The sequence below is a fragment of the Selenomonas sputigena genome (assembly GCF_026015965.1).
Lineage (GTDB): Bacteria > Bacillota > Negativicutes > Selenomonadales > Selenomonadaceae > Selenomonas.
Map to the genome: position 1 here is coordinate 1,033,815 of NZ_CP110383.1, position 18,686 is coordinate 1,052,500.

An 18,686-nucleotide genomic window follows, 5' to 3' on the forward strand; every position below is an offset into this window, starting at 1 on the left:
GATGCGGTTCATGCCGCCGCACCCTTATGGCTTCCTTTATCAGCCTCACAGGACCAATTTCAAAGGACATCTCTATACACTTTATTCGACTTGAATCTTATCACATGTCCTCTGCGCTGTCAACGAAAACCCATCAGAGATTGAACGTCGCAAAAAGCTTCTTCATATAGTTCCAGCCCTTCTGCACCGTGCGGACGACAACCTCCATCTGCTGCGGATTGCGCACAACGTACTGCAGCAGGCGACGTCTCTGCTGGCGATAAGTGGAATCAACCGTGCGCAGGAAGTCCTCCATTTCCTTTTCGACAGAAACTTCCGGCAGATGAGACTCATGAATCTCATGTTCACGCCCCGTCATGACGATGGAATCACCAAAGAACGGAATATATGTCTTGAGCTTGAATCGCTTCTCGATTTGCTCGGCAAGCGACTCCGAAGCGGACGGCTCACCATGAACGACGAATACGCGCGCGGGATTCGGCTCCTGTATGGGCGCGAGCCAATCAAGAATCTGGTTCATATCTGCATGGGCGGAAAACCCTTCCAGCATTTGAATATTGGCTTTGACTGCGATTTCCTCGCCCATGACCTTGACTCGTTTCACGCCGTCGATGAGGCGTCTGCCCAAACTGCCTTCCGCTTGGTATCCGACAAAGAGAATCGTCGACTCCGGTCGCCAAAGGTTGTGTTTGAGATGATGGAGAATGCGCCCGGCATCTGCCATGCCGCTCGCCGAAATGATGACGGCGGAGCTCGCCTGCGAATTCAAAGCCCGCGATTCTTCTGCAGTCTCGCAGATGCGCAGATGCGGCATTTGCGGCAAGCCGCCGCCGTGCTTCGCCAACAGCTCTACCGTCGTCTCGTCAAACTCCTGCATGTTTTCCATGAACACGCGCGTAGCAGCAATCGCCATGGGGCTATCCAATATGATGGGAACATCCTCCATGCGCCCTTCCTTCCAAAGCTTATAAAAATAATAGAGCAAGGTCTGCGTGCGTCCGACAGCAAAAGCTGGGATGATGAGATTGCCGCCGCGCTCCATCGTGTCCTGCACGGCTTCCAGGAGGGCTGCTTCCTTATCGTAGAATTGATGCAGGCGATCACCGTATGTCGACTCAAGCAGCAGATAATCCGCCCCTTCGATGATCGTAGGGTCTTTGATGATGGGCTGATCGGGCTGACCTAAATCGCCGGAAAACACGAGCTTCGTCTTCTTCCCGTTCTCTTCCACGTACATTTCCACGATGGCAGAGCCAATGATATGACCGGCATCACGAAAGCGCACTTCGATGTTGTTTTCTACGCGAAACAATTCGTTGTAAGACTTCGGCACAAAATGTTTCAGCGACGCTTCTGCATCTTCCATCGCATAGAGTGGCTGAATCAGCGTATCGCCGCTGCGCTGAATCTTGCGGTTCAGAACCTCCGAATCGTGCTCCTGTATATGGGCAGAATCCGGCAGCATGATATGCGCCAACTCGCAGGTCACTTTCGTCGCATATACAGCCCCCTTGAAACCCTCTTTATAGAGTTTCGGCACAAGACCGCAATGGTCGATATGTGCATGTGTCAAAATCACGCAGTCGAGTTCAGCAGGATTGAAGCAAAACTCCTTGTAATTCAACTCGCGTATGCGGCGACCGCCTTGAAACATGCCGCAGTCCACCAAAACTTTCCGCTCCTCGCTCTCCAGCAAATAGCAAGAGCCGGTAACTGTATGAGCAGCCCCTAGAAATGTCAATTTCACTTCGCTTCACTCCTCTGCATCATCTCTCAAAGTCCCTGCCACGGACGATATGCCTTTGCCATAAGCCCGAAAGGGGCAAGCAGTCTTGCCGCTGCTTGCTGCACCATTTCTTCTATGGTTTTAGGTTGATTGTAAAACACCATCATAGGCGGCACGATATGAACCGTCGGCAAAAGCGACAACTCATGCATATTGCGCAAATGAATCGGACTCAATGGCGACTCGCGAACCGCGAGGACAAGCGTCCTCTTTTCCTTGAGCATCACATCCGCCGCTCGCAGAAGGAGATTGTCGGCGTATCCGCCATGTATGCCGGCGAGCGTTTTCATTGAACAAGGCACGATGAGCATACCTGCCGTAAGGTAAGAACCGCTGGCAGGCCCCGCACCGATTTCGTCAATCTCAAAAGTTTCATCCGCAAGTTCGGCAACATCGGACACTTTCATTTTTGTTTCATGCTGAAGCGTGAGCTCTGCCCCACGAGTCATCAGCAAGACAGAAGAAAAACCCTCCTCCTTGCGAATGAATTTTAGACATTCAATCAAGAGCGGCAAGCCGCTCGCTCCAGTGGCTCCGACAATGATTTTTTTCTTTTCCATAAGCATATTTCCTCATTGCGATAGTGAAAGAAGGATTCTGCTGGTCTCACTGTCATCGGTATTCCCTTGCAGCAATCTACGAATAAGAATCCGTATGCAGGTATTCCCTCTCGACGACCTGCCCGTTAGCACTGTAAATGCGATATACCGAAGGTCGCCTGCTTGAGCCGACCGTTTCAATAGAGATGTGCTTCCCTTGAAGATCTGCCTGCGTACCAAGCACTTGCACCGTAATTTTTTTGCCATCTGCACTTGCTAAAATATAAACATTATGCGGCAGAGGATTCATGAATTGAAAATCAATCAAATCATCCGCCACCGTCGCGTCAAGCCCCGGAGGACAATACGAAGACGGAATGAAATGCGAAAACCTCTCTGTCGGATTGAGACCTGCCAAGAGAATCGCATTGTAAAGCGTCGAACTGACCTGGCAGACGCCGCCGCCAATACCAGGAACGGATTTTCCGTTTACCAGAACCGCAGCATTTTTATAGCCGGCATTTGCGGTACGCGTTCCCACGATGTTGTTAAAAGAGAAGTTTGCTCCGCTGCGAATCAGGACGCCGTTGAGCTGCTGCGTCGCTATGGCAATATTGTCTCCACGCGCACCGTGACGATAATACGTCGTATAAGTTCCAAGCACGGCATTGACGTTGGCGACATCCTCCGTACGGACAAACGGGGGATTTTCTTCCAAAGGCAGCTCGATGTTTGCCGCCTGCATTTCTTTCAGCGGTTTATCCAACGCCTTCAATGAGGCGGCTATGTCGAGCTTCTTCCCCGATTTTCCTGGAATGTGATGAATCGCTCCGTTGGTGCTGATTTCACATGCTGCATTGACCGGTTGAACGAGGAGTTTTTCCGCTATCCCTTCCAATTTCGCCTGCAGGAGCGATTCGTCATAACTTGCCGTAAAAGGAATATTGCATCCGTAAATAGCATTCTTGATCTGCGTCACTGCTTGTAATACAAACGTTCCCTCGCGCCCAGAATTATAGGCCTCCTCTGCAGCGGCAGCCGCAGCAGGTTGCAGATTCACTTCCTGCGGTTGTATTTTCCACACAGCGCCGTTGCTTCTTAAAGAAACAGTCTGACTGGCGAGTTTCTTCTTTCCCAACTGCGTAAAATACTGCTCCGCTTCCTTCTGCGTCAAGCCAAACAAGGAGCGCCCCTCACTCTGCACTCCATAGAGGATGCGTCCGCGGCAGGAAGTATGATACGCGAAAATGCCACTCGCCAGCAACGTGAATATAACAAGCAAGGATACTGCAAGGATGAAATTCAATCGAGAAAATCTCATCGTTCATTTTCGCCCCTTCAAATAATAATATAAAATCCATTTTATTTATTTCGGTGTTCATTCGATTATTCCTGCTCGAGAGATTGTCAAGCCTTAATCTTTGCGGAAGCATGGATAAGATTTGCCGCAATATGGTATAATAGGCGTATCACTTTTATATTCAACAAAGGATGGTGTCCCCTCTTGGATAGTCCAGATTTGCCGCTGCTTATCCTTCTGACCGTTTTTCTCGTATCGGCAAGCAGTTTTTTTGCCTTGGCGGAAACCGCCATCACAGAAAGCCACAAGAGTCGTCTGGAAAAGCTCGCTGATGACGGTGATAAAAATGCGGTTGCCGCTTTAACGATTTTGGAAATGCCTGAGAATGTCCTCTCCGTCGTGCAAATCGGCATCACGCTCACAAGCATACTGCTCGGCATTGTCATCGGCAGTGCGATTGCCCCCCTCTTGGAGGAAGTTCTCCATTTCCTTCCCTACGCGCATACGATCGCATTCGTCTTGAGCACGATTGCCATATCTTATTTCACGCTTCTCATGGGAGAGTTTCTTCCCAAGAAAATCGCTTGGCAAAATCCAGAAAAGTATTTGCAGCGTTTTCACCGCTGGCTGCATGTCCTTGAGTACATCACGCGCCCTGCAGTATCGTTCCTTTCCAATTCAGCAAATTTCCTGCTTCTCTTAGTTGGCATCAATCCTCATGTAACCGACACAGTTACGGAGGATGAAGTCAAAGATCTGATCGAACAAGGTACCGAAGAGGGAACATTTGAAAAAGCAGAGCAGACAATGGTTGACAATATCTTCCATATGAGCGATCAAACGGCCTACGCCTTGATGACGCCGCGCACGCAGATGTTCTGGATCGATCTCGAAGATTCCATAGAGCACAATTTGCGGCTCATCAAAGAAAATCCCGAAACCATCATTCCGGTGGGACGTGACAGCCTTGACGATTTCTGCGGCATACTCCATGCCAAGGATCTTCTCGATGCCTGTCTGGAGAAGCGGCCGATTGAATTATCCCCTTTCATCCGCCAACCACTCTTCGTTCCGCGTTCCATGGAAACGTTCCGCGTGCTGGAAAAATTCCGTGAAACGGGTGTGCATGCGGCCGTCGTGCTGGATGAATACGGCGGCGTTATCGGTTTTCTTACCTTGACGGACATCATGAACGAAATCATCGGAACATCCTTCGACGCCGACGAAATCGACGCACCGCAGATGATTCCACGCGGCAAGGATGCTTGGTATATGGATGGACTGTTCTCAATCGACGACTTCAAAGAGAAATTTGATATTGACGTGCCTCTGCCCGATGAGGATAAAGCGCATTTCCAAACGATGGGAGGTTTCCTGACCTCTTACTTTGGCTACATTCCCAAAGAAACAGAAGTTTGTCAGTGGAATGATTTTACGTTTGAAATTGTCGACATGGATCGCGCGCGCATTGACAAAATTCTAGTCACGCATCGAAGACGACCCAAAACAAACGAAACAGAAGAAAACACTGTGACAAGAGCGCACTGAATAAAAAAGCGATGCCGTTTCAAACGACATCGCTTTCTTTGTGCCATAAATTCATACGCATTCAGTGGCGCGGCATCTTGTGTACAATCTGTATCGCCTTGGCAATCTCCTGAATGATAAACGCCTTGTCCACCGGATCCATCGTCGCGATTCTTGCAAACAAATCCCCTTTATGCGTAGATACGTACTTGGGCGGAAGATGATTGAGGGCAAGCGCCATGATGTCTTCCTTGCATTTTTCGCAGGAGCAGCAATCGGGATACATACGCAAAACAGCATCGATATTCTGCTGAACGAATTCTTCCATGGTATTTCTGATCGGCATATCTCACCCATCCTCAAGATGCTAAACTTTCATAAGTAAATTCTTTCTAATCAAATTATACAACAAGCAGCGCATCTTGTCACTCTTTATGGATAATTTTTCAAATTTCAGGACTGTCGCCCTCTGCAATAAGACTGAAAGACTTATTTATATTGCCATCGGCAAACTCTCATCTCGATAAAATCAAGCATGGAGAAGAGCAGCAGTCCGAGCAGACTGAGCACAACGATTCCTGCATACATCTCCAAATAATTGACACGAAGCCATGCGTCCATGATGAAATATCCCAAACCATATTGCGAACCGAATGTCTCCGTAAAAAACAATACGGAAATCGCCGTCGCCATGGCAACGCGCACAGCTGTAATGAATTTGGGCAAAGACGCTGGCCAAAGAACATGGCGAAAAATGGAAAAAAATGACGCCCCTAAGGAAAGAAGGGGCATGTACGTCTCTTGCGGAATCGCACGCACGGCATCGCGCACGGCGATGATGACTTGGAATACGATGATAAGAAAGAGCATCAAGACTTTGGACATCTCCCCCACGCCGGCAAGCAGCATGAGAATCGGCAGCAGGGCGATTTTCGGAACAGGATACATCAGATAGACAAAAGGAGAAAAAATACGGTCAGCCTTCGCTGCATATCCCATAAAAATCCCTATGGGGTAGCCAATTCCTACAGCAAGGACAAGTCCCAGTGCAATTCTGCCCAAACTGTAAATTGCATGAATGGCAATTGAGGATAAAAAGATGCTCTGCAAACAGGAAACAACACTCCATGGATTTGGCACAATCGGCAATGCAAGAAAAGAAGATAGAATCCACCAGACAAAAAACAGTATGGCGGCAGCGCCAATGTAAACAACAGTACGCTTCATGCCCGACGCCACCTCTTCTTAATTTGCTCACGCAAATAACAGCTCATACGAAAAAATTCTACTTTATTTCGCTGATCGATACAGCCAAAAAGAGGATTATCCAACACCTCGGCAATGCGCCCGGGAGCGTCGGCAAGAATCACGATTCTCTGTCCAAGGTACAGCGCTTCCTCCACATAATGCGTAACGAGAACCGTGGTCACATGCTGCTCGTGCCAAAGGGATAGGAAAACCTCCTGCATCTCTTCGCGCGTGATAGCGTCCAGTGCCGAAAACGGTTCATCCATCAAAAGCACATCGGGACGAAGCAAAAAGGCGCGTGCCAAGCCCACGCGCTGTTGCTGCCCACCAGACAGTTCTTTTGGATACCGTTCACTGAATGCATCGATGCCCAGTCGCTGCATCATGGAAGCGGTCTCGTTCTCCCGCACCCTTTCATGACGTATCCTCCCGCCAAGTTCGACATTTTCACGCACGGTTTTCCAAGGCAGGAGTCCGTAATTTTGAGGCATAAATCCGACGCGCTGCCGTTTCGGGTCAACAGGGACTCCATCGATCATCGCAGTCCCATCATAATCGTGCAAAAGACCGGCAATGATTTTTAGAAGCGTCGACTTCCCACACCCGGAAGGACCTATGACAGAGCAAATCTCCCCTTTTTCTACATGCATATTGATATCGTGCAACACTTGCATGCATTTTTTATCGACACTATAACCGTAGGACAGGTGCTGCAAATCGATCATGGCTGCAATAAATCGAGCACGAGATCAGCGTACCCGTAGGAATTCTCAATCAGTTCCTTGCCCTTGAGCCAGGCAATGCAGTCCGTAACGTCATTCTCCTTGGGCAGTGCTGCCGTGTGATAAACGGGCAAAACGAGAGCTTCTTTCGCCGCTGGCGGAAATCCGCTCTTTTCCACTACGAGGTCGATATACTCGGCACGATCCGTGCTGTTGAGATAAGCTACAGCCTTGTTGTAAGCGCGGTACATCGCTTGGATTTCTGCCCGCTTTTCCTTCGTGCTTTTTTCCGTAAACAATATGACGCCAGGGTTGATACCGAGTTCATCCGATCCAGTGATGAATCGGCATCCGTTGTGAACAGCAACGCTTGCCATTGGCTCCGGCAGAGTGGCCGCTGCCAGCTTACTGCTTTGCAAAAGCTCCAAGCGCGTCGGAATCTGCGGAATAACGACCTTCGCTATATCATCACCGGACATCGAGTTGCTTTCAAGAATATGATCTGTCACATATTCGATGATCGTATTGCGAGAAACAGCGACCTCCTTACCGGCGAGTTCCTTGACGGAAAGCTTTTCCGTCCCAGGCGCTGCAACAAGTTTGTAACTGCCGTCCGTCATGGAAGTAACCTTGACGTCGAAGCCGCCATCCTTGGCAAACGCAACGGCGAGCAGATCGGAAACAGCCCCATCAAGATTGCCGCTCTGCAAAGCAGAATCCCTGTCCATAGCACTCTTGAACGAGTGCAGTTCCACATTCAGTCCCTCTTCTGCAAAATATCCTTTTTCCTGTGCAATAATGAATGGAACGGAATCCGTATCAGGCATGAGACCGATGTTCAGCGTACCAAGCTCTTGTTTGCTTCCGCCGCCGCAGCCGGCCGTAAGGAACAGAAGCGGCAAGAAGAGAAAGGCAATGATTTTCTTCACGTTCATCCTCCTTTTGTATCTTGAAAAGCGCGTCAGCGAAGAATCTGACGCAGCATATCAGCGCCCTCGTTCACATAATGAAAGATCTGACTGATCGTCCCTTGATTTTTCTCATACGTATCTTGTGCAACCGTTTTCAAGCGATCTGCCTGATCTTTCATTTCATTGACATTGTCAAGCTGTTTGTCCACTTCATCAAGAACAGCTTGAGCATCCTTGATGGATTGTTGTACCGAAGCGATATCCAGATTTGTCTGCTGAATTTCAGCGGCATTCTTCTCATTCGCTTCCTTGCGCTCCTTTTCCTTTCCCGTGACCTTGTCCACCCAGCCGCCGACAACCGTTCCCTTGTCCTTTTCCTGCTTGATGCGTTCCGTGCGCCCGGCAGCGCGCTGCGCCTTTCGTTCAAGTTCCAGCTCTTTTTCTTCCAGCGCTCTTTTCTGCTCCGCTATGCTCGCCCTTTGCTTCTTTAGAGAGTCTTCGCGTGCAGCAAGTTCCTGCTGACGCATTTCAACCTGCTGCGCCTCCTTGCGGCCGTCCTCAAGAGCTTGTTCATGATTGCGAAACATATCGGACAAAAGAAACCCACAAAAAAGAGCCACCGCAAAACAAGCGGCAAAAATCAGCCCCTTGCGGAATCTGCTTTGCCGCCTATTTCCAGACTCTGCAGCATCCACCCTCTGATGCTCCATTTTTGATGTGAGCGGCGGAAGCTCCCGCACCGTCCCCTGCCTCGAAAAAATAGGAGAAGCATCTTGGGACAAAGGCGGCAGCTCCTGCGTATCGTCTAGCTTCCTGCCATCTGACGTATTTTTCTCCTTGCGCACAAGAACGCTCGTCCGATCGAGATCATCGTACCTCATTCCGAATTCTTATCCCTTTCCATCATATAAGCATGTTCTTTATGCATGGTTCGGCACAGTCGTGCGAGCGTCCAATACAGATTGAACGGCGTCGTCACCGCCTTGAACTTTATATGTGCAATGCCCGCATCTTTCAAAGCTTGAAGAACCTGATCGAGCCGCTTGCCTTTGATGTTATGAAAAACTGCCGCCTCATAAGGAAAATCAAAGGCTTCTTCCTCCGAAGTCCCCGGCTTGAAGCCCTTCAAGGCAAATAAGAAGCCAATGCGTTGATGCCATGCTCCTGGTTCTAGAACGCTCGCCTGGATTCTCAACTTGCGCAAAACCTCTTGAATAGCCAACGCAGCCTCATCGGAAAATTGGTAGAGCAGAACACTCTCTTCTTGCTTCTTCACGCTCCACCTCGCCTCAGTCGTTCAAACCGCGCATCAAAAGATATGTCACAAGCTGTTCCATATCAACATCTTCATGACGCTTTTTCTTCTGCAGCTTGTCAAAAAGAGATTTGGGCAAGCGCACTTGTAAAATATTCTTACCTGCAAGAGAAAGCTGCTTGTCAGACTCCTTCGCCGCATCTTCTTGATTTTTCTTCGCTTGCTTCTTCTGCTGTTTTTTGTCCGCCTTGCCTCCTGCTTTCTGCTTGTCCTTTTCTTCCGGCGCGTCTTGCTCCTGCGCCTTCGCTTTCTTCTTCTTGACAGGCGGATAGCAATAAAACTCATCATAAGCATCACGCAGAGACTGACTCGCCTGCTCTGTTCCCACGCCGATGATGTGACACGGCGTGTCGCTTTCGCGCAGCATCTGAGCAATCGCTACGAAATCGGAATCCGTCGTCACGATAAGAAAGCGGCGCACGCCCTCATCACGCAGGATTTTCGCCATGTCGAACAATGCGTAATCTAGTGAATTCTTGCCATCGACCTTTCGATCAATCTGGCGGAAAGTAAGCCCCTTGCGAGACATCAAGCGATTCCACCGCTTCTGCTCAGGGTGCTTTTCCCAGTCGGAGACAACGATCATACGGCAAGGAAAAAACTTCCGTGCCTTCCCCAAGGTAAAATCCAGCATCTCAAAAGGCGCATTCTCAATATCGTAAAGAACGGCCACCGTCTCTGTACTTGAATCAAATGTCATCAAAAATAAAACCTCGCAATTTCATAATGATTAACTCCATTAAAGAAGCACGGAATCTATCCATCCTTCCTTAATGATACAAATACACTCTTTCTTAATTCTATCCATTTTATCATACTTGTGAATGGATTTCCATGAAATATTGCGTTGATCGTCTCCATTCCTGGCTATTTTCTGATTTCCTTCAACAATAGGTCTTTTGCCAGTTTACCACGATCGTTGAGTGGAATTTCTGCAAGAAAATATATCTTTTTCGGCATCTCAACAGGCAAAAGTGCGCTGCGCACTATACGACGAAGTTTCTTTTTTTCAATCCCATCAGAAGGCACAAGAAATGCGACAAGGTCTGCACCTCGCACCTCATCCTCCACCGGAAGAACAGCTGCCTCACGAATGCCTGCAACAGCCTTAATCTTCAATTCCACACGCTCCAGACTGATTTTGAAACCACCTTTGTTTACCCACGCCTGTTCGCGTCCCTCGAAAATCAATTCGCCTTGCTCATTCATATATCCCTTGTCGTGCAAAGTAAATGGTAATGTGATGCCACTTACATGAAAGGGCGTATTTACATAAATCAATCCGTCCGCAACAGAGATGTCCACTCCTGGAAATGGTATTCCAACATTCCTCGGATCACGCGTACAGTCTCTGCAGTGCGCATAAGTGATGTAATTGAGTTCACTTGCTCCATAGTATAGGATGATGGAAGCATTTGGCAGTTTTCTCTGCAACAAGCGTAAGAGAGACGCAGAGATAATTTGAGACCCCGTAAACAAAGACCTCACACTCGAAATGGCAACCTTAATAGCTTCTACCAGAAGACGTAGTTTTGCAGGAACAAGATAGATGATGTCTGCTGTATGTTTCTCCATTAAAGCAATCCATAATTTCACGTTCGTGCATTCACTCGTACAAACGGAAGCACCTATGAATAGTGCAGCGAGAAAAGCATTGAGGTTACCAGTAAAACTCAGGCTGCCATGAAAGAAAAGACAAGACGTTTCTTTCAATCCAAAGATTTCATTTTGCACCGGGAAAAATCCCGCCCAACTTTCAAACGTACGATACATGACCTTTGGTGTGCCTGTCGTTCCTGAACTCAAGACCCCAAGGCAATCGGGATATTCATGTTGTCGAGCTTCATAGGGAAAACGTTTGTATGATAGACCTTCAGCATTTAAGATAAAAATTCCCTGCAAGTCATTCGTTTTTGCAATATGTTCTATATCTGATTCGACGAGACCATGGTGCAGCAAGATCGGACGAGCATTAAATTTCTGCACAGCAAAGAAGAGCAGCGCCTGGTTGAAAAAAGATTCAGCAGAAACAAGTACATCGGCATTCTTTAGGTCATCTTTTATAACGCGCGAAAGGTGTTGTGTCATTCTCTCAATTTTTGTGAAAAAAGCACGATAACTGTATATTTCTTCACCAATGTAAAGAAATGGCTTCTCTGCATAAGAAATCGACCGCTCCTTGAGCAATAGATAATAATTCATTCACAAACCTCCAACAGGATTGCTTCTCCGACGCCTCCAGCACCGGCAATGGAGAGAAGACCATAACCTCCGCCATGTTTCTTTACTGCCTCAATCAGGTGTAGGAGAAGCACCGCTCCCGATGCACCGTAAGGATGTCCATAAGCAAGCGCACCACCAAATGTATTATACCGTTCAACAAGCTTTGGGTATCGCCGCGCAAAGAGAACGTCTATGACAGCAAATGCCTCATTGAATTCAATCGCTGCCATATCCTCATAGGAAAGTCGCATTCTCTCCAAAAGTTGATCGGCAGCCTGCATGGCGCCACGCGGACTGTAAAGCGGATCGCCACCTGACATTTCCATCGCCAAAAGTCGAACTTCTGGTTTCTTTTCCATTTTTGTCAGATATTCTTCAGAACAAAGAAGCACGAGTGCCGCACCGTCGTTCGTTCTGCATGATGTTCCAGCTGTCGTAAGCCCTCCCGTGCCAAAGAGAGGTGGCAATCGCTTGAGAAAGTCGAAACTCATCGTTTCTCGTATGCCATCATCTTTCGACAAGCCTGCAACAGGAAAGATAAGTTCTTGCAGACTGCTTTCACGACGTGCAGCAGCGGCCCGAGCATGACTTCTTACAGCCCATTCTTCAAGCTCTGTACGGCTCACTTTCTCTTCCTTTGCGGTCCGTTCCGCCCCTCGCAACATGGCATTTTCGGTAAGCTCTTTCGGTGAAAACTGTGCTGTCATATATTCGCCATGCGGAAATAATGCATGGCGCTCATCTGTCTCAGCATAACGCCGCACAGGCTGCAAGGAGCGACTTTCCATGCCGCCCGCAACATAAAGATGTCCTTGTCCACTGGCAAGTCGCGAAAAAGCAAAATCCAACGAAGCCGCCGCTGAAGCACATTGCATATCAATCGTCACAGCAGGCACGCGTTCATCTATGCCCGCCAACAGCGCCGTCAAGCGAGCCAGATTCCCCCCTGTTCCTACAGCATTACCGCAAAAAATGGCATCCACCTCGTTGATGCTATATTGTTTCAACAAGGCGCTCAAAAGTTCTGCTGTGAAACATTCCGGACGTAAACTACGGAAATGTCCCCCATGCTTTGCAAGCGGAGTTCGCAAACCGCCGAATATGTAAACATTTTTCATATCATTCGCTCTGACGGAAAATTTTGTTGAGTTTTACACCCAGAAATGCAGCCAAGGCAGCCTTCAAGACATCTCCTGGAATGAATGGAAAAACTGCCATAACGAGAGCCTGCCAAAGACTGACATCCATCAAAAGCATCATGGAAGTTAATCCCCCGATATATGTGATGGGAATACCAACAAAAACGGCCGCCGACATGAAACGCTTAAACGAATTTCCCGTCCCCTTGAGCCAACTGACAATCGGGTAGGCAATAACAAAAGCGATGATGAATCCCCCTGTAGGGCCGAGAAGTTTTCCCAAACCTGACGTACCGCCGACAAAGACGGGCAGACCAATGCACCCAAGTAGAGTGTAGACGCAAAGCACCACAAACGTTTCTCGCGGTTTCAAGATAAAAGCTGTAAGATTCATCGCAAGCGTCAAAGCTGTGATCATCGCCGTAGTAAACGGCAACGGGATGGAAATATACGCGGCGACACAGCAAAGCGCCACACAAAGTGCCATCTTTGTTATCTTTTGCACAGACATCGTATCTTCTTGTTTCATACTTTTCAAACCTCACTTCTTTTTAATGTTCTCTGTAGTCGGAAATGCAACCTTCAACCATGTCTTGCATCGGAGCATTCACTCTTCCATAGACGATAAAAGAATTTTCGTTCTCCCTTCACCACCGCTAAACATCCATCCTTCTCTGGCAAGAAATGGAGTTCTTCCCCGCAGTAGAGTGGATGAAAAAAGCGTATTTCCACCTGCCGCGTCATAGGCCGCTCTGTTAAAAGTTTCTGTAAAATCAGCATCCCGGGTACAATGGCAGGCTCTTGACGATGTATGCTGTTTTCATCACCCGCCGCTGCAACAAAAGAAAGAACCTCTGCATAAGAAAAACATCGCCACGTTGTTCCAGTATTTTTCAGCATCCTCTCCTTTTTGGGTACTCTTTGCGATTTTTCAACGCCCTCTTTTCCAAGTATGAGACTCATGGAGATTTCTCCCATCAAAGGTTTCTTTGTTTCACAGCATGCCATTTTCAAAAAACGGTTTCCATGTTTTTGAAAGTGTACTCCATATTCCGCCTCTGGACGCGGCTCTTTTCTCCAAGAAATCTTGGCAATTCTTGCACCTTCATATTCGGCAAGATGCAGTTCTGCCATCATGCGTGCAAGATGCAAAACACTCTCCATCCATTCACCTCCAAAAGTTCAGTAAACTCATTATAGATAAAGCATCTTCTTTCGTCAACCTTTCGTAAGAATCAGTTAACAAAAGAGCATGCAAAAAGCCGCCGATTACGGCGGCTCTCCCATGGATTCCTATTGCAGTTCCGTCATGCTTTCCGATGTTTCATTTCCTGTTGGTTTTTGCTGCGGTTGTGGAACGGCATTCGATTGTCCCGACATGTGGCGTGCAAGCGCAGCTGCTTCGTTTTCCAGTGTCTTTGCCTGTTTCAGTTTCGCCTGCGCCTCGCGGATGGTCGCCGCCTTCTTGTCGTCCAGCCATGCCGCATACCCAAGGATGTAAGCAATGCGCATATCACAGCTGCGCAGACGGAGATGGTGTAGCGTATCCGCCATGGGCGGCACTGTGAGGTCAGACAGCTCAGCTTTGCGCTGCGTCCAGTCTGCCGCGGCCTTCTCCAGCATGATGGTCTTCAATGCCTGACGCGTTGCATCATTGCCAAGAGAGCCTTTCTGCAAAGTGCTGCTGAATTCCTGCTCGATCTCCTGCACTGATTTTCCGTGAGCATCTATGATGGCCTGAGATTTAGCGAGATAATCTGCCAGTATCGCATCGTGCGCCTTGGCAATCATCGCAACGAAATCATGAAGGTTCTGTATTTCCGTCACGCGCCAGACGCCATCTCCGCCCTGCACAAGCTTCACTTCAAAAATGAATTCCTCACCAATATCCGCCTGATAAACGCGTACGCCGGCGCGTGCCGTTCCCGTCTCCCGATCCGTTGCGACGTAATCAATGTTGCGGAACTGTATCGTCTTGAGTCCGATCCTCGTGAGCACCATATCAAGGCTCATCGGATCTTGCGTCTCCGATGCCGTCCCACTGTTTTTCCATTCGCCATTTTCAACGTAATACTGCACTTCCGTACGCAGTGTCAATGCCAAAGGCGCCTTGAACATCTGCACGAAACCATTCATAGCCGCCTTGGCGTCTCCGGACATCGGACGATCCGTATCAATCATAGCCTGAATCAATGTTTCCGTAGAGTTGCCCAGCAAAGCATCTAAATCAACGTATTTCTCAAATGTTTGCCAATCATGCTTTTCAAAGGACATTCTGATTTTTTCCAGCCCATACTCCGGCGTTTTCGTATAATAGAAAAAATACCATGCCCCGCAGCCGCATGTTGCCAAAAGCAGCAAGAATATCGCAAGAAAGAAACGCATCTTCTGCGACTTGGAAAACATCGCCATAGATTCACCCTCCCAAGATTACAAAGCGATAAGGCCTTTTCCTTATTATGCAACAAGAATAGCGTTTTCGCAAGAAAAACCCTTGAAATATGCCGCGTTCATGTCCGCGACTCAATCGTTGCCCCGCCTACAAGGCGCTCTCCGGAATAAAAAACAACGGATTGCCCCGGCGTAACAGCTCGCTGTGGTTCAAGAAAGGATACCTTGACCGCCCTATCCTTCAAAGGCAAAACATTCGCCTGCACCTCACGACTGCCGTAACGAATCTTGGCATGAACCGAAATCTCTTGTGTCGGTTCTTCCATCAGCCAATTCACATCGCTTGCAAAAAGCGACGAAGCATAAAGTTCCTCATTTTTTCCGACAATCACGCGATTATTTACCTCATCCAAAGCGATGACATAGAGAGGATGTGCCGCCGCTATGCCAAGCCCCTTTCGTTGCCCAATCGTATAAAAAGGAAGACCTCGGTGCTGCCCGAGAATTTTTCCCTGCATATCGATAATATCTCCTGCGTGAAAACGGTTTGGCCTGTGCTGCGACAAATACGCTTTGTAGTCATCTTCCGGTACAAAGCAGATCTCCTGACTCTCTGCCTTATTGGCTACCGGCAGGGAAAGTTTTTGGGCAAGGGCTCGCGTTTCTTCCTTTCTATAGCTTCCAAGAGGAAAGAGAATATGCGATAATATTTCCCGAGGCAAACGATAAAGGACATACGATTGATCTTTTTTTTCATCCCTTCCTTTTTTCAAGGCAAAGGATCCATCCGCTTCTTTCTCTACACGGACATAATGTCCCGTGGCAAGAAAATCTGCACCTTTTTCTCTCGCAAACGAAAGAAGCTCCCCAAATTTCAAGAAACGATTGCAAATCACACAAGGATTCGGCGTGCGTGCCGTCAAATATTCCGTCAAAAAATAATCAACGACCTTATCGGAAAAAAGCGTACGAAAATCTGCCACCACATGCTCTATGCCAAGAAAATCCGCCACGCGCCTTGCGTCTGTCGCCGCGCTGGAAACACCGTTCATCTCACGACTATCATCAGAAAGTTGCATAGTTATGCCGAGCACCTCATACCCTTGTTCCTGCAAAAGAGCTGCACAAAGCGAACTGTCCACGCCTCCGCTCATCGCTACCGCTACTTTTTTTTTCATCCATTGCCTCCTGAAAATATCTGCAACATGCAATTCTATGGTACACTAAGAGAACCATCTATACAAGGAGTTGATTCCATGAATGTCATCGGCATCATCGCAGAATACAATCCCTTTCATAATGGGCACATTTACCAGATTGAAACCATACGCGCGAAATATCCCAAAGCCTGCATCGTCGCATTGATGAGCGGCAGTTTCACACAGCGCGGCTGCCCGGCGATTCTCGATAAATGGCAGCGTGCCAGCCACGCCGTTTTGAGCGGCATCGACCTCGTGCTCGAACTGCCGGCGGCCTTTGCCGTGCGCAGCGCACAGAATTTCGCACATGGAGGCGTATCGCTGCTTTCGCGCTTGGGTGTCGTTGACGGTCTTGCCTTCGGCGCAGAAAGCCCTCTCGCCTTGCTTCAATGCGCAGCGGATTCATCGAAGAGAAACGATGTGCAGGAACTGCTCCATGCATACGTACAAAAAGGTCATTCCTATGCCGCTGCATTAAGTCATGCCATTGCCCAAAGCAGCGGTATAAACGAAGCTTTCCTCAAGCAGCCGAACAACATCCTTGCCTTGGAATACCTGCGCGCCTTGAATTGCTGCGCCACTTCGATCGAACCTTTTGCAGTGGCAAGAATGGGCGCCGCTTATCATGATGAAGAACTCCATGACACGTATGCCAGTGCAAGTTCCATTCGCCGAGAAATCCAAACCGCCGCACCGCGAAGAAACCTCCTAGCCAAAGTTCTTCCTGCAAACAGCATGGAAGCCTTATTCGAAGCGCATACGGAAGAAGCTATACCAGAAATCAATCTGCTTTTTCGTCCGCTTCTTGCTCAGCTTGAACATTATACTCTGGAAAATTTACAAGAAATCTATGGTATAAATGAAGGGTTTGAAAACAGATTGCTGCACGCCGCTTCTCATTGCCTCACCATGAAAGACCTTCTCGACGAATGCCGCAGTCGTCGTCATCCGCAAAGTCGAATCCAACGGCTCATATTCCACATCATGCTGCACCTTCGTCGACAGGATATTCATGAATTTGATAAGAATGGACCTCTCTATGCTCGTATACTCGCATTCAATCATGCAGGAAAAAGCTTGCTGCATGAAATTAAACAGAAAAGTTCGCTTCCTCTCATAAGCAAGACAAGTCATTTTTTGAAAGACGCCGCATTGAAACATCTGCCAGAAAAGCGAACGGCTTTGGAAAACATGCTCGCACTTGACATTCATGCCACAGAAATGCGACGGCTTTGCCTTCCGCAAATCACAAAACGCGGCGAGGACTTCCAACGCTCTCCGCTCTTCATTTCAGATAAGAGAAAAACGCCTGCATGAGCAGGCGTTTTGAATTGAACCAGCAGCTTTCTATCCTCCCAGGTCGTCTCCAACCAAGTACTTTCGACGTATGAGTGCTTAACGACTGTGTTCGGGATGGGAACAGGTGGATCCACTCAGCTATCGCCACTGGATTTGTGAAGGTGTTTGTTGCACCCTCAAAACTATACAGAAGACAAGAACATTTTAGGGCGACGAAACTTAGGTCAAGCCCTCGGCGTATTAGTACGGGTCGGCTGCACGCCTTGCGGCGCTTCCACTCCCCGCCTATCAACCTCATCGTCTTTGAGGCGCCTTACCGGATTACTCCGTGAGAAACTTCATCTTAGGGCTGGTTTCACGCTTAGATGCTTTCAGCGTTTATCCTTTCCGGACGCAGCTACCCAGCTGCACGGCTGGCGCCATGACTGGTACACCGTTGGTCCGTCCACTCCGGTCCTCTCGTACTAGGAGCAGCCCCCTTCAGGTTTCTTCCGCCCGCGATGGATATGGACCGAACTGTCTCACGACGTTCTGAACCCAGCTCACGTACCACTTTAATGGGCGAACAGCCCAACCCTTGGGACCTGCTTCAGCCCCAGGATGTGATGAGCCGACATCGAGGTGCCAAACCTCCCCGTCGATATGGACTCTTGGGAGAGATTAGCCTGTTATCCCCAGGGTAGCTTTTATCCGTTGAGCGATGGCAATTCCACTCTCATTCCACCGGATCACTAAGCCCTACTTTCGTACCTGCTCGACTTGTCGGTCTCGCAGTCAAGCTCCCTTCTGCCTTTATGCTCTTCGCGCGATTTCTGTCCGCGCTGAGGGAACCTTTGGACGCCTCCGTTGCTCTTTCGGAGGCGACCGCCCCAGTCAAACTGCCCACCTGGCACTGTCCCGAGTGTCGTAACTACTTCGGTTAGATGACCAGCGGAGGAAGGGTGGTATCCCAACAGCGGCTCCGGGCGTCCTTGCGGCCGCCTTTCTTAGCCTCCCACCTATCCTGTACATCATCCGCCGGGCATCAATGCCAAGCTGCAGTAAAGCTCCATGGGGTCTTTCTGTCCAGTCGCGGGTAACCTGCATC

At 48.7% G+C, this 18,686-nt stretch carries 18 protein-coding genes and 2 rRNA genes (1 of these 20 only partly in view); 2 read left to right on the forward strand and 18 right to left on the reverse strand.

All coding sequences use genetic code 11. From position 1 onward, the window contains the following. Positions 1-133 precede the first annotated feature (133 nt). The 3 genes from OL236_RS05135 to OL236_RS05145 form a co-directional block, all read right to left on the reverse strand. Positions 134-1,747 (reverse strand): MBL fold metallo-hydrolase RNA specificity domain-containing protein, encoded by a 1,614-nt coding sequence (locus OL236_RS05135; protein ID WP_037369986.1) that lies wholly within the window; start codon positions 1,745-1,747, stop codon positions 134-136. A gap of 26 nt (positions 1,748-1,773) precedes the next feature. Further along, complete coding sequence (locus OL236_RS05140) at positions 1,774-2,346, reverse strand: UbiX family flavin prenyltransferase (RefSeq protein WP_265071583.1); 573 nt, start codon at positions 2,344-2,346, stop codon at positions 1,774-1,776. A gap of 76 nt (positions 2,347-2,422) precedes the next feature. Continuing rightward, positions 2,423-3,499 (reverse strand): VanW family protein, encoded by a 1,077-nt coding sequence (locus OL236_RS05145; RefSeq protein ID WP_265071584.1) that lies wholly within the window; start codon positions 3,497-3,499, stop codon positions 2,423-2,425. 330 nt (positions 3,500-3,829) lie between these two features. Between OL236_RS05145 and OL236_RS05150 the strand changes: the two genes are divergently transcribed. Then, complete coding sequence (locus OL236_RS05150) at positions 3,830-5,173, forward strand: hemolysin family protein (RefSeq protein ID WP_009645969.1); 1,344 nt, start codon at positions 3,830-3,832, stop codon at positions 5,171-5,173. A 61-nt stretch (positions 5,174-5,234) separates the two neighbouring features. Here OL236_RS05150 and OL236_RS05155 read toward each other — a convergent pair whose 3' ends face one another. From OL236_RS05155 to mnmA, 13 genes are all read right to left on the reverse strand, one after another. After that, complete coding sequence (locus OL236_RS05155; protein ID WP_265071585.1) at positions 5,235-5,480, reverse strand: late competence development ComFB family protein; 246 nt, start codon at positions 5,478-5,480, stop codon at positions 5,235-5,237. A 161-nt stretch (positions 5,481-5,641) separates the two neighbouring features. Continuing rightward, complete coding sequence (locus OL236_RS05160) at positions 5,642-6,379, reverse strand: ABC transporter permease (protein ID WP_265071586.1); 738 nt, start codon at positions 6,377-6,379, stop codon at positions 5,642-5,644. Beyond that, positions 6,376-7,125 (reverse strand): ABC transporter ATP-binding protein, encoded by a 750-nt coding sequence (locus tag OL236_RS05165; protein ID WP_265071587.1) that lies wholly within the window; start codon positions 7,123-7,125, stop codon positions 6,376-6,378. Before OL236_RS05165 ends, OL236_RS05160 begins: the two co-directional genes overlap by 4 nt. After that, positions 7,122-8,051, reverse strand: a complete 930-nt coding sequence (locus OL236_RS05170) for an ABC transporter substrate-binding protein (RefSeq protein WP_265071588.1) — start codon at positions 8,049-8,051, stop codon at positions 7,122-7,124. The genes OL236_RS05165 and OL236_RS05170 overlap by 4 nt, the downstream gene beginning before the upstream one ends. Before the next feature lie 32 nt (positions 8,052-8,083). Further along, complete coding sequence (locus tag OL236_RS05175) at positions 8,084-8,560, reverse strand: hypothetical protein (RefSeq protein ID WP_265071589.1); 477 nt, start codon at positions 8,558-8,560, stop codon at positions 8,084-8,086. A gap of 350 nt (positions 8,561-8,910) precedes the next feature. Next, on the reverse strand, positions 8,911-9,309 hold the full coding sequence (locus tag OL236_RS05180; RefSeq protein ID WP_265071590.1) for a DUF3783 domain-containing protein: 399 nt from the start codon (positions 9,307-9,309) through the stop codon (positions 8,911-8,913). A gap of 13 nt (positions 9,310-9,322) precedes the next feature. Continuing rightward, positions 9,323-10,048, reverse strand: a complete 726-nt coding sequence (locus OL236_RS05185) for an NYN domain-containing protein (protein ID WP_006190981.1) — start codon at positions 10,046-10,048, stop codon at positions 9,323-9,325. 167 nt (positions 10,049-10,215) lie between these two features. After that, positions 10,216-11,550 carry an AMP-binding protein gene (locus OL236_RS05190; protein ID WP_265071591.1) on the reverse strand — a complete coding sequence of 445 codons (1,335 nt, stop codon included), beginning with the start codon at positions 11,548-11,550 and terminating at the stop codon, positions 10,216-10,218. After that, positions 11,547-12,689, reverse strand: a complete 1,143-nt coding sequence (locus OL236_RS05195) for a thiolase family protein (RefSeq protein ID WP_265071592.1) — start codon at positions 12,687-12,689, stop codon at positions 11,547-11,549. Before OL236_RS05195 ends, OL236_RS05190 begins: the two co-directional genes overlap by 4 nt. 1 nt (position 12,690) lies before the next feature. Continuing rightward, positions 12,691-13,239 carry a biotin transporter BioY gene (locus OL236_RS05200; protein WP_009645929.1) on the reverse strand — a complete coding sequence of 183 codons (549 nt, stop codon included), beginning with the start codon at positions 13,237-13,239 and terminating at the stop codon, positions 12,691-12,693. A 53-nt stretch (positions 13,240-13,292) separates the two neighbouring features. Continuing rightward, positions 13,293-13,874, reverse strand: a complete 582-nt coding sequence (locus tag OL236_RS05205; RefSeq protein WP_265071593.1) for a hypothetical protein — start codon at positions 13,872-13,874, stop codon at positions 13,293-13,295. Positions 13,875-14,003: 129 nt separating this feature from the next. Continuing rightward, a complete protein-coding gene (locus OL236_RS05210; protein ID WP_009645947.1) occupies positions 14,004-15,122 on the reverse strand; it encodes a hypothetical protein in 1,119 nt (372 codons plus the stop codon). Positions 15,123-15,220: 98 nt separating this feature from the next. Beyond that, on the reverse strand, positions 15,221-16,279 hold the full coding sequence (mnmA, locus tag OL236_RS05215; protein ID WP_265071594.1) for a tRNA 2-thiouridine(34) synthase MnmA: 1,059 nt from the start codon (positions 16,277-16,279) through the stop codon (positions 15,221-15,223). A gap of 78 nt (positions 16,280-16,357) precedes the next feature. Between mnmA and OL236_RS05220 the strand changes: the two genes are divergently transcribed. Then, positions 16,358-17,617 (forward strand): nucleotidyltransferase, encoded by a 1,260-nt coding sequence (locus OL236_RS05220; RefSeq protein WP_265071595.1) that lies wholly within the window; start codon positions 16,358-16,360, stop codon positions 17,615-17,617. A 17-nt stretch (positions 17,618-17,634) separates the two neighbouring features. Here OL236_RS05220 and rrf read toward each other — a convergent pair. Both rrf and OL236_RS05230 read right to left on the reverse strand, forming a co-directional pair. Next, a 5S ribosomal RNA gene (rrf, locus tag OL236_RS05225) occupies positions 17,635-17,751 on the reverse strand. A gap of 68 nt (positions 17,752-17,819) precedes the next feature. Then, positions 17,820-18,686, reverse strand: a 23S ribosomal RNA gene (locus OL236_RS05230); it runs 2,051 nt beyond the window's last position.